The sequence below is a fragment of the Methanosarcina sp. UBA289 genome (genome assembly GCA_002496565.1).
Classification (GTDB): domain Archaea; phylum Halobacteriota; class Methanosarcinia; order Methanosarcinales; family Methanosarcinaceae; genus Methanosarcina.
Map to the genome: position 1 here is coordinate 186,054 of DAKJ01000005.1, position 10,862 is coordinate 196,915.

At 41.6% G+C, this 10,862-nt stretch carries 8 protein-coding genes and 1 pseudogene; 1 reads left to right on the top strand and 8 read right to left on the bottom strand.

Translation table 11 applies throughout. The features are described from left to right. Nucleotides 1-111: 111 nt before the first annotated feature. The 5 genes from BP549_RS02305 to BP549_RS02325 all read right to left on the bottom strand — a co-directional run bounded on the left by BP549_RS02305 (nucleotide 112) and on the right by BP549_RS02325 (nucleotide 8,437). Nucleotides 112-1,608, bottom strand: coding sequence for an HsdM family class I SAM-dependent methyltransferase (locus tag BP549_RS02305; protein WP_292377771.1), 1,497 nt, complete (start codon nucleotides 1,606-1,608; stop codon nucleotides 112-114). Further along, on the bottom strand, nucleotides 1,601-3,088 hold the full coding sequence (locus tag BP549_RS02310; protein WP_292377773.1) for an RNA-binding domain-containing protein: 1,488 nt from the start codon (nucleotides 3,086-3,088) through the stop codon (nucleotides 1,601-1,603). The genes BP549_RS02305 and BP549_RS02310 overlap by 8 nt, the downstream gene beginning before the upstream one ends. Further along, on the bottom strand, nucleotides 3,085-4,572 hold the full coding sequence (locus BP549_RS02315) for a restriction endonuclease subunit S (protein WP_292377795.1): 1,488 nt from the start codon (nucleotides 4,570-4,572) through the stop codon (nucleotides 3,085-3,087). The genes BP549_RS02310 and BP549_RS02315 overlap by 4 nt, the downstream gene beginning before the upstream one ends. Nucleotides 4,573-4,728: 156 nt before the next feature. Beyond that, entirely contained in the window at nucleotides 4,729-7,482 is a 2,754-nt protein-coding gene (locus BP549_RS02320; RefSeq protein ID WP_292376807.1) for a DEAD/DEAH box helicase family protein, read from the bottom strand. A 709-nt stretch (nucleotides 7,483-8,191) separates the two neighbouring features. Beyond that, entirely contained in the window at nucleotides 8,192-8,437 is a 246-nt protein-coding gene (locus BP549_RS02325) for a hypothetical protein (protein WP_292377775.1), read from the bottom strand. A 162-nt stretch (nucleotides 8,438-8,599) separates the two neighbouring features. On the opposite strand from BP549_RS02325, the gene BP549_RS02330 reads away from it, so the two are divergent. Continuing rightward, nucleotides 8,600-8,905, top strand: coding sequence for a signal recognition particle protein Srp19 (locus tag BP549_RS02330; RefSeq protein WP_292377007.1), 306 nt, complete (start codon nucleotides 8,600-8,602; stop codon nucleotides 8,903-8,905). Nucleotides 8,906-9,044: 139 nt separating this feature from the next. Here the strand turns inward: BP549_RS02330 and BP549_RS02335 are convergent, their stop codons facing one another. From BP549_RS02335 to BP549_RS02345, 3 genes and pseudogenes are all read right to left on the bottom strand, one after another. Further along, complete coding sequence (locus BP549_RS02335) at nucleotides 9,045-9,368, bottom strand: ribonuclease P protein component 4 (protein WP_292377005.1); 324 nt, start codon at nucleotides 9,366-9,368, stop codon at nucleotides 9,045-9,047. A 63-nt stretch (nucleotides 9,369-9,431) separates the two neighbouring features. Next, a complete protein-coding gene (locus BP549_RS02340; RefSeq protein ID WP_292377777.1) occupies nucleotides 9,432-10,094 on the bottom strand; it encodes an MBL fold metallo-hydrolase in 663 nt (220 codons plus the stop codon). Between the two features lie 448 nt (nucleotides 10,095-10,542). Next, nucleotides 10,543-10,862: pseudogene (locus BP549_RS02345) on the bottom strand (TrmB family transcriptional regulator); the annotation flags it as partial.

The window sequence follows — 10,862 nt, forward strand, 5'->3', positions numbered from 1 at the left end:
TAAAGAATTTTCATTAATTTGAATTGAATAGCTTGACCTGTTTTTACTTCCTTATTTTCAGCCTATTGTAGCTGATTTAGATAGGTTTTCTACAGAGCCAGGAATTTATTTTTAATTCTCTTCACTTTCACCATTAATAGTAGCCATAATCTCCTTAAAGCTCGCTAAGGAAGCTTCCATATTCTCTATTATTTCATTTGCAAGAATATCAGGGTCAGGAAGGTTGTCCAGATCAGCTAGGCTCTTATCTTTGAGCCAAAAGATATCCAGATTTATTTTATCCCTTTCTACAATTTCATCATAGTTAAATTTCCGGAACCTGCCTTCTGGAGATTCTTCGCTCCAGGTTTCTTTACGGCTGTGGCGATTTTCGGGGTTGTAGCATTTGATGAAGTCTCCCAGATCTGAATATTTCATAGGATTCTTTTTCAATGTATGATGCACATTTGTGCGGTAATCATAGATCCATACTTCTTTTGTCCAGGGTTCTTTAGCTGCGGGTTTTGCTTCAAAGAAAAGCACGTTTGCCTTTACGCCGTTTGCGTAGAAAATGCCTGTCGGCAGGCGCAGGATTGTGTGAAGGTCGGTGGTTTCAAGGAGTTTTTTGCGGATTGTCTCTCCTGCTCCGCCTTCAAAGAGGACGTTGTCCGGAAGTACCACTGCTGCCTGACCGCCTGTTTTGAGGATTGTATGGATGTGCTGCAAAAAGTTTAGCTGCTTGTTACTTGTGGTCGTCCAGAAGTCCTGGCGGTTGTAAGTGAGTTCTTCTTTTTCCTGCTCCCCTTCTTCGTTTGTGAAGGTCATACTGCTCTTTTTTCCAAAAGGCGGGTTGGTGAGGATGTAATCATAGCGGTAACCCGGATCGGCTATGAGAGCATCGGAATTTGAGATCATGGGCTCACCGTCGATTTCTCCGATGTTGTGCAGAAACATATTCATCAGGGCAAGCCGCCGGGTTCCGGCAACGATTTCGTTCCCGCCAAAGGTTTTGTTCTTCAGGAAACGGCTCTGCTCCTGGTCCAGCCGGCAGTGTGACGTAAGGAAGTCATAGGCTGCTAAAAAGAACCCGCCTGTGCCGCAGCAGGGGTCTCCGATTGTTTTCATGGGCTCGGGCTGGAGGCACTGAACCATGACTTTAATTAGCGGCCTTGGGGTGAAATACTGACCGGCTCCGCTTTTTGTATCTTCGGCATTCTTCTGCAGGAGCCCTTCGTAGATCTCTCCTTTTGTATCCACACCCATCATGACCCAGCTTTCTTTGTCGATCATATCAATGATCTTATAGAGCATTGCAGGATCGCTGACTTTGTTCTGGGCTTTGAGGAAAATCTGCCCGAGCATCCCCGGTTTTTGACCAAGCTCTTCCAGCAGTTCCCTGTAGCGAGTATCCAGTTCGGCTCCGCGCTGCTGTTTCAATTTGTCCCAGGTATATTCCTCAGGGATGCCGATATTTCTGTTGTACGGAGGCTTACTGAACTCTTCAGCCATTTTCAGAAATATGAGATAAGTCAACTGTTCCAGATAATCTCCGTAACTCACGCCCCCGTCACGCAGGACGTTGCAGAAGCTCCAGACTTTGGAAACGATGGATGAGGTGTTTTCAGACATGGTTTGAATCCTTGGGGTTAGAATAATATTTTTGTTTAGGGCTTGTCGGTTTTTCAGGAATGATCATATGTAGAATACCGCTCTCCAAAAGTGGTTTTAATATGTCTTTTCGGAAATGTTCTCGATGTGTTAATTGCAAGTATTCCATAATTTCACTAGTTGTTTTAGGCTCTTTGCAAAATTCGATTATAATATCCCGTTTATCGACTTGCGTGGTTACTTGCGCGGTATCTTGCATGGTTACTTGCGCGGTATCTTGCATGGTTACTTGCGCGGTTAGTTGAATAGCAGCTTGAACGATAAGTTCCTGGGGAACAGGAATATAGATCCTAAAAATGTCTTCTTCAATAAGCTGAGGGTCAGTCCTACCGGAATAAATCTTTGTGTACTTGTAGAGATTTCTGACACCGGAACCTAACTCATCTGCTCTTCCAATCTCTTTGAAAAAGCTGGCAATTACCGGATTTTTAGGATATGGTGTAAAATTAGAAGGAATTATTATGCCATATCCATGAGGACGGTTTGCATTCTCTGCAACAACCTGATCAATTCCAATTACGAATTTTGCAGGAAAATGATCTATGTATTCCCTGTGGACGAGCATATTTGTAACTACTTCTCTGAAAATCAGGTCTCTTAGACTGATTCTATGATCCTTCTCCAGATAGAAAGGATCAGGTAGATGCTTTGCAACAAAAGCCATTAGCCTGTCATAGCTTTCGATAAGGTTAGTACGTATGTCGTCCCTGTCGTCGTAACGGTCAAGGTTTACTCTACGAAGGATGGCATCAGTCTTGAAATGGGGAAGTACGCTCTGGATAACTTCATCCTTGCCTAATAAAAGAATAGCAGCAAGAGTGTAACCTTCTTTGCCGGTATGATAATCACGCTGATATAACTTGGCGCTGCTTAAAAGCTCCTCATCAGTCAAGGTTCCCCAGGGGTGATCAGGGTTCTCAGCACGAACCATTTTCCGTACTCTCTGGAGAAGGTCACTCCTGAGATCTTCAAGTTTGACATAAGGATAGATACGATTCTCAGAAAAAGAGCTTTGTTTACGAATATAGAGATGAGCCACAGCATCAGGGTGGTTGGTTATATCAAGATCTCCATCTTCGTTTCGGTCAAATATCTTTCCATTACAGCGGTGAACCTGTGAACTTTCAGGAATGCCAAGATAGAGGAGGGTTTTTCCTTCGAGTTCCAATGTTTCTGGCGATATATACAAAGGTGGATTGATTTTCTGAGGGTTGTTCAGTGCAGTAACCAGGTCTTTTTTAATTTGCGGCAGAGCATCTTTATCAATTCCTGTAATATTCCCCTTGTCATCGACTCCAAGAACTATATGCCCTCCATTGCGGTTCAAAAAAGCACAGACTGTCTCATATACATCACGGTTTATCTGAGTTCTGCACTCTTTGAATTCTACAGTTAACCCCTCACCATCTCTAATTATATTTTTTAATTGCTCAGAGATCAAGTTTTATCACTTCTTTCCGTTTTTGCCCTTTCAGCCTTTATTCTCTCTAATAAAACCTCAGCTGGCTGCCAATCCTCTGCCCCTCGAACCTCTGCCAGCTCTTTTTCATTAAGCAACTTCCCCTCATACGCTTTTTTCAAAATACTCTGCCGCAGAGCTTCGGCTTTTTCCAGATTCGTTTCAATATCCTGCTCTATCTTATCGCAGACTGAAAGGCGGGTTTCGATTTCCTGAACGATGGTTTGTTGTTCGGGAAGAGAACAGAAGGGAATTAAAAGATTTTCAAGAATGTTTAAATTTATATTTTTTTGGGCAGTCGCAGGTGCGAATGCTTCTATTTTTGATTGATTTCCCATAAAAAAATAGTATACATATTCTTTAACAACTAAATTTTCTATAGCTGTAAAACCAACTATGCTGTCAGGAAAGCATCCCTCAAAGCCAAGAAAGGCAGTTTCGGCAATATTTGCAGCGATTGTAATGCATAATGTTCCTTTTGGCCATAACTTGCTTTGAGCTAAACCAAAATCGGAATATGTTTTTTCAAAAGATTTGATGGTATGATTGGCTGCTTTTACCTCACCGGTTTGAATAAAAGGATATTTCCCTCCAAAAAGTATTTTGTCATTTCTTGGTCTATGTTTTGATTTTCCTCTACCCAAATCGCCAAGGTAATCCAACTTTACCCACATCCATTCTTTTGGCATAATTGGCAACTTTGCCAATTCCATTTCAGTAGGAGGCTTAATATTCTTCACGTTCTTACCGGCAGATTTTGCAGCTTCTTCTCTTTCTTTCCTGATTTGTTCCAGCAAATCGCCTTCATCCGGCAAATCTGTCTGCTGCTCCCGCCATTTTTTAGTGAGCTCTCCTTCAAAAGCTTTCTTCAGCACCGCCTGCCGATAAACTTTGAGCTGTTCCTGTGCCAGTTTAAGGTTAGCAATTCCGTTATCCAGTTCGCTGAAGAGAAGATCGATTTTGGTGACTATGGCGCGTTGTTCGGGGAGAGGAGCTATGGGAAATGGATACTCTTGCAGATATTTCGTTGAGACCCTTGGTAAATTTACACCACTTGAGTTCTGGGTCATATCATTGACAAACTTATATGACAAAAAAAAGTATTTTGAGTAATTGAGATTTAAAGAAGGAGTTGATTCAAAAACAAGGATATCTGTAGAACATACTCCATCTTCATTAGCTAAATACACCTTATTCAAATAAGGTCTAAGTTTTCCGTAAAGAAGATCCCCCTTCTTAAAACTATTTTTTACAGTATTAATCTCATCAACCTTAACATCTTCTGTCAAAGTTCCTTTATCTTTATTTATGTGCTCTAAACCAACGTAAAATAAAGACTCTCCAGATCCCTTATACTTATCCGATTTTAAAATGTGAATTTCGCCTATTCTTGCCCATTTCCATTCATCTGGCAGCTTGGGTAATTCTGCTATTTCGGCTTCAGTTAGTGATTTAATCGTTTTCATCTTAATCAATCAAAGCCTCTTTTGATTTGTTAATGTACTGCTCAGAGCCGGATTATTTTCTCCGAACTTTTCTCCGAACCTTTCACCACAGTTTTCACCACAATTATCTCTTAACCTTCACTTCCACCCAATTATTCTCTGAACTTTTCTCCGAACTCACGCCGCCAGAGCCTCATTCAATTCACTGATAACCATATTCATCTCATCCCCGAAAAGCTGGTACATTCTTCCGCGCCCGCCAAGAGCATCAAAGGGAGTGTAATCAAGGTCGTCGATTTCCAGATGGAAGCTGGTTGCAACATAATCTTTTATCATACGGAGCCAGTTCATCTGGTCTTCATTAAATTTCAGGGTTCCGGCTTGCTTTTTAAACACCCAGTCCTGAAAGTTCCGATTCACGGTCTGATCGTATGCCGTCAGCACAGGGTCGATCTCGGTTATCCTGCGGATCAGGGAAACCAACGCCGTCAGTTCGTTTTTCGGGGAATTACCGTTCACCTTTTCCAGCTGCTCGTAAGCCTGCCAGACTCTCAAAGGAGCGAATTGGGGCTTCTCCAGCCTCAATTTTTCCATCACTTCTTTTAACATCGCAAAAGTAACTTCCCTGCGCCTGTAGGGCTGGTTGTAGAAAATTCTCAGGGCTGTAAGCTCGTCTTTATTAGCTTCCATATACGCCTTAAAATCATTGACCAGCTCATCTGCCCTTACCACAGCGTCTTTGTCCCATTCGGCTCTGAGAATTGTGTCGGTGTTCACGGTATCAATAATCTGCTCATGGACTCTTCGGACATTTTCGATGTATTCGTTAAGCTCGCCGGAAAATGTTGATCTGGCAATATCAATCAGGTTTTCCTGTGCCTTTTTCTTTGCATCGGCGTCTGAAATCTCCGGCTGGCTTTGTTTAATCTCAGAAGCTTTGAGATCGATAATATCAGGATTATACGCATTTAACAGATCTTTAATGGTCTGATTGATTGTTTTTCCGTTCGCTTTCTCCACAAAAGTAGCTCTTTCGGCCTCATTTATCTGCCTGTCCAGTCTTGCAAGCCGATTAGCCAGAGAAACATAAAGGTCTTCATCCTGAGCCCCAAAAGTTACTGCTGCAAGCAGGTCTTTCAATGCCGTACTTTTCTTGCGTTCCAGAGGCCGGCTGTCGGTTTTCATGGTTTTTGTAACGCCAACGGCGTCCACAATTACAAAATGCGTCTTGGCAGAAATCGCAGAAGGTGTCACTTTTTGCAGGTCATCAAAACCCAGGGTTCGTGTACCTCGACCCTTCATCTGCTCAAAATAATTCTTGCTTTTTACATCCCTCATAAAGAGCAGGCATTCCAGCGGCTTGATATCCGTGCCCGTGGCAATCATGTCCACTGTGACTGCTATTCTGGGATAGTAAAGATTGCGGAAATCTCCCAACACCGATTTAGGGTCTTCTTCGGCTTTGTAGGTCACTTTTTTGCAAAAGGCATTACCTTCTGCAAACTCTTCCCGCACTATATTGATAATATCGTCGGCATGGCTGTCGTTCTTAGCAAAAATCAGGGTTTTAGGGACTTCTTTTCTGCCAGGAAATATATCCAGTAACTTTTCCTTGAATGTTCGTATCACACGTCGTATCTGGTTGAGATTGACTACGTCTCTGTCCAGATTTTTGGAAGTGTATGTGAAATCTTCGTCCAGCTGTTCCCAGCGCTTTTTGCGGGTAAGTTTCTCCCTTTTGTCCACAAACTCCCGCGCATTTATTTTTGCCCCATTTTTACTGATTTCAGTCTCGATAGTGTAAACATCATAACCTACATTCACGCCATCTGCCACTGCGTCTTCATGGCTGTACTCACTTACTACGTTCTCATTAAAAAAGCCGAAAGTGCGCTTGTCCGGCGTGGCTGTCAGGCCTATCAAAAAAGCATCGAAGTAATCCAGAACTTGCTGCCACAGATTATATATGGAGCGGTGGCACTCGTCTATAACTACAAAATCAAACTCTTCAATGGGAACTTTCTTATTATAAGCTACAGGAACCGGTTCCTTTGGCTGCCAGCCTTTCTCGGCGGGATTTTCTTCTTCGATTTTCTCGTCCAGCTCCTCACCCTTCAATATAGAGTAAAGTCGCTGGATTGTGGAAATGTACACTTGGCTGTCCGATGAAATATAACTGGAACGTAAGCGCTGTACATTGTACAGCTCAGTGAATTTGCGATTATCGTCACTGGGCACATAAGCCATGAATTCCTGCTCTGCCTGTTCGCCAAGGTTTTTGGTATCAACAAGAAACAGCACCTTTTTTGCATCCGCAAACTTCAGTAACCGGTAGATAAAAGTTATGGCAGTATAGGTTTTTCCCGAACCTGTTGCCATCTGGATAAGAGCTCTTGGGCGGTTGTCCTTAAAGGATTTTTCAAGATTTGAAATTGCTGTAATCTGGCAGTCTCGAAGGCCATCTGTTCTCAATTCAGGAATATCCAGCAGCCTTTCCCTCAAAGGACTCTTTTTAAGGTATTTCTCAAAAGTTTCAGGCCTATAAAATGAAAAAACAGGTCTGGACCTTGGTTTTGGGTCGCGGAAGTCTGTAAAGCGTGTAAGTTCCCCGGTACTCTCGTACACAAAAGGCAATGGGTCGTTGTTAAGGTATTTTAGCTTACTTGTAGCATACCCGGATGATTGTTCCTCAACGACGGTTAACCGGTGACCTTCCTCGTCCTTTTTTGCTTCAATAATCCCAACGGGCTTTTTATCAACAAATAATACATAGTCAGCAGGTCCCACATCAGTCAAATATTCCTTAACTGCAATGCCCCTGGAAGCACTCCAAACGATTTTGTTCTTTTCCTGCACTATCCAGCCAGAAGCATTTAATTTTCTATCGATATCATTTCTAGCCTTCTGCTCCGGAGTCTGGTTATTATTCATATATTTTTACCCTTTGATGTTAATATCTTCTTCATCTTCTTGATTGGGATACTAAAATCGGTATTTCCTTTGAATGTGATTTGTACCGATAAATGTTTCTAATTTATGTGCAGTGTCTCCATATCTTGGAAACTTGCGTGAATTATTTCTCTGATAACAAGTGCAGAAGAAGAGTTGAGGACTGGGAGATATAGAACCAATATTAAAAAATTTGGCCTGTTTTCAGTCTCACCATTGAGTCTTTAGAACAGTCCAGGGCGTTTTAAACTAACTTTGAAAGCGCTTTAAAATGCCTTAAAAATGGCTCGGTTATTTGCTCATGAAGGTAGCAGTTTTAGGTTCCAGCCTTACATTCGAAGCTTTAAACGCTAAGGCAACCTTATGACGTTGTAAAATGATTAAACCATCTTTAAAAAAATTGTAACTTTTGAGTAGCGTCCATTAGAACAGATTAAAGGCGCTTTGAACAAAAACTTAAAAGCCCTGTGCTTGATCCTCAGGCGAAATTATCATTGCTTGGGCATTTACGGCCACGCAACCTAGTGATTACAAGCCACTCACTTTACTGGAATGTATCAAAGATGCATAATCTTATGCTAATCAATCCTTAGAGCTTGAAACGGGACTGAACCTATCGCTTTTGACCTAACTTTTCTACCTTAATTATATTGCCAAGTTTCACGTTCTGAGATTTTGAGTTTGTCTACAATTAACTTTCTTGATTCAGGAATCTTTCTATCATCGGCCATTCAATTTTCTTTATGTATTTTGCCTGAAGCTTTGAAACATAAAGAACGTTGCTACCGATCAGGATTTTAAGGTCTGATGGTTTGGGCTCGGCTGTACCGAGTGGAAGAAGCACAGGGCCCTCAGGTGATGTGCAAAGCCTGAAATCCTTCCCGCTCTTTCTTATATAAGCTCTTACCTTTTCATCAATTGTAAACGACGGAATCATATTAACACCATGCAGAACTTGCCCGGGGAAGATAAATAATTACAGGTTTCAAATTCATAATAATTAAATTCTCATAAACAGGAAAAGAGTTCTGGCCTGTAGGAGGTTTCCGGGGCAGTTTTAAATCGCATGACAGCAATTTAGGACAAAGATAACATGATGATGAGAGATAGGGGAAAACTTGTAATATGGCCGGTATATCTCGACCAGACAAAGTCAAGGAGCAGCGGCAGAATCATCTCCCGTAAAAATGCGATAAAAGAGCCGCAACTTAATGAGATAAAAGAAGCAGCCCGACAACTTGGCCTGAATCCCGAAGTAGAGCCTGAAAAAGCCTATCCCAAGTCTTGGTGGGAAGTAAGCGGCAGAGTGCTCGTGGATGATAACGGTCCGAAATCCGTTATTGCAAAACAGATAGCTTTAGCGATAAAGAAGATGCGAGGCCCGGAAAGTCCTGCCAAATCTTAAAGTCAATATTGCTTCTTAATAGAAAAACATTAATCGAGAAAAAGAGGATTTGAGAAATCCCAAGAGATATAAAAAGCCTCGGATATCTGGGAATCTCTTCTTATATGCTTCAGGCAGCTGCTATAAGCTCAGCTAGCTTTTATTTTAGTTTTTTGTAAGGATATCTCATTTCTTTTCCGCAATGCTGACAAGAAACAACGATATATCCTTCTTTTAGCCTATAAAGGGCATTTTTTCCGGGTACGAGAAAAGCATAGCAGTGTTTGCAGATTCTGCTTTTTATCTCTCTTGGGATACTCATTCGGTTTCTCATAGAGATGTTCCTGATAAGCTGCACATAACGCTCGCTGCGGTCAGGATGCTCTGCATGCTCGCTTTTTGCAAGCTCAAAAAGCCGCCACATGCGCTGGATTGTGATTACCTGAATCAAATTTTTCTGCTGTTTTCTTGCTATTCTGGACATGAGTAGACCGATCCTGTGTTTTCGTCCCAAATCTCGATTTTTAAGTTTCTTTATAACTTAAAATCAGGAATCAAGAATAATCACATTGATATCAGGGTTCTTGCCGTGTACAAGAGCTTTAAACTTTTCGGGGTCCCCGTCTGTTACATCTGGTTTTCCGTAGTGCATCGGAATTACGTATTTTGGGGAAATGGCTGCAGCTGCACTTGCTGCTTCTTCTTCGTCCATTGTATAAATGCCTCCTATAGGCAAAAGGGCGACATCAGTCCTGATATTCTTCATCTCAGGAAAAAAATCGCAGTCTCCTGCATGATAAATCCGAATTCCTCCAAGTTCTACTATATACCCCACTCCCAATCCACGGGGGTGATAGGGTTTATCGAGGTTATAAGCAGGAACTACTTCAATTCGGGTTCCCTTGATTTCAAGCCCGTCGGCCAGCACATCTCCCTCAGTAATCCGCCTTGCATCCCCCTTGAATTGCAGGGATAAGTTTTCAGGGATCAGTGTGGTTGAGTCCGACCGCCGGACTTTTCGGATATCCTCAGGACTGCAGTGGTCAAAGTGCTCATGGGTGATCAGCAGGATATCGGCTTTATCTTCGAAAGCCGGCTCTTCGCTGAGGTCGTAAGGATCAATATAAATCTTCTTTCCATCCCCCTCAAACAAAAATCCAGAGTGGCCCAACCATTCAATATTAACGCTTCCAATCTTTACATTGTTCATTCCATACACCTGCGGTCTATTTGATCTCAATTTGTAAGAACGCCCTATAACGAATTATTTAGATTATATTAATAATACCCGATATATTTGAATTTCAGCAACCATATCCCTCCCCTTGCCACTGAAGAAACTTATTTTAAAACTTGTTTTAAATTTTTGTTTTAGAACCTGCGTTGTCAATTTACCCGGATTTCATCTAAGTTATTAAAGATGAATGGAAATGGAATACCTGCTTTTGCCATAGTTTCTTATTTTGCGAGTTTTAGACACAACGCTGTGCTAATGTGCTAAAGTTCTATGTTTAAGCCCTCTTTGAAAAATACGAAGAAAATATGGAGTTTTAAGAATTTGAATCAGAAGAAAACCAGAGAAACCAGCAATAATCTCTAATAAATACCTGGATTCTGCCCGGATAAAAAAGCTCTGGGATTCCTTATCTATAGACTGGTTAGCCGTCTTTTTTGACAAAACTTGGCTCAAGTAATCTATTATAAAGCACTTTCTGAAGGTAACAGATCAGAGGTAGTTTTATTACCACTGCTTCCCTTTTGTCCCCTGCACTATGGACTTCTATTGATTCCTTTCCATCGGCAATCATGAAGAATTCTTGGGTATACTGAATTCCATCAATTACAATATTGTTCATAAACTCAGTAAATTCTTTTTTTGTTTCCCTGAATTCAAAAGGCAGCGACTTGAACCTATCCAGTTCATTGACGACAAGAGTTAAACTGTAGTTTTTCTCCAGTTCTTTTAGTTCGGCTTCAA

Coding starts and splice junctions, on each gene's coding strand:
- BP549_RS02305 (WP_292377771.1), bottom strand. CDS start 1,608: ATGTCTGAAAACACCTCATCCATCGTTTCCAAAGTCTGGAGCTTCTGC.
- BP549_RS02315 (WP_292377795.1), bottom strand. CDS start 4,572: ATGAAAACGATTAAATCACTAACTGAAGCCGAAATAGCAGAATTACCC.
- BP549_RS02320 (WP_292376807.1), bottom strand. CDS start 7,482: ATGAATAATAACCAGACTCCGGAGCAGAAGGCTAGAAATGATATCGAT.
- BP549_RS02325 (WP_292377775.1), bottom strand. CDS start 8,437: ATGATTCCGTCGTTTACAATTGATGAAAAGGTAAGAGCTTATATAAGA.
- BP549_RS02330 (WP_292377007.1), top strand. CDS start 8,600: ATGAGAGATAGGGGAAAACTTGTAATATGGCCGGTATATCTCGACCAG.
- BP549_RS02335 (WP_292377005.1), bottom strand. CDS start 9,368: ATGTCCAGAATAGCAAGAAAACAGCAGAAAAATTTGATTCAGGTAATC.
- BP549_RS02340 (WP_292377777.1), bottom strand. CDS start 10,094: ATGAACAATGTAAAGATTGGAAGCGTTAATATTGAATGGTTGGGCCAC.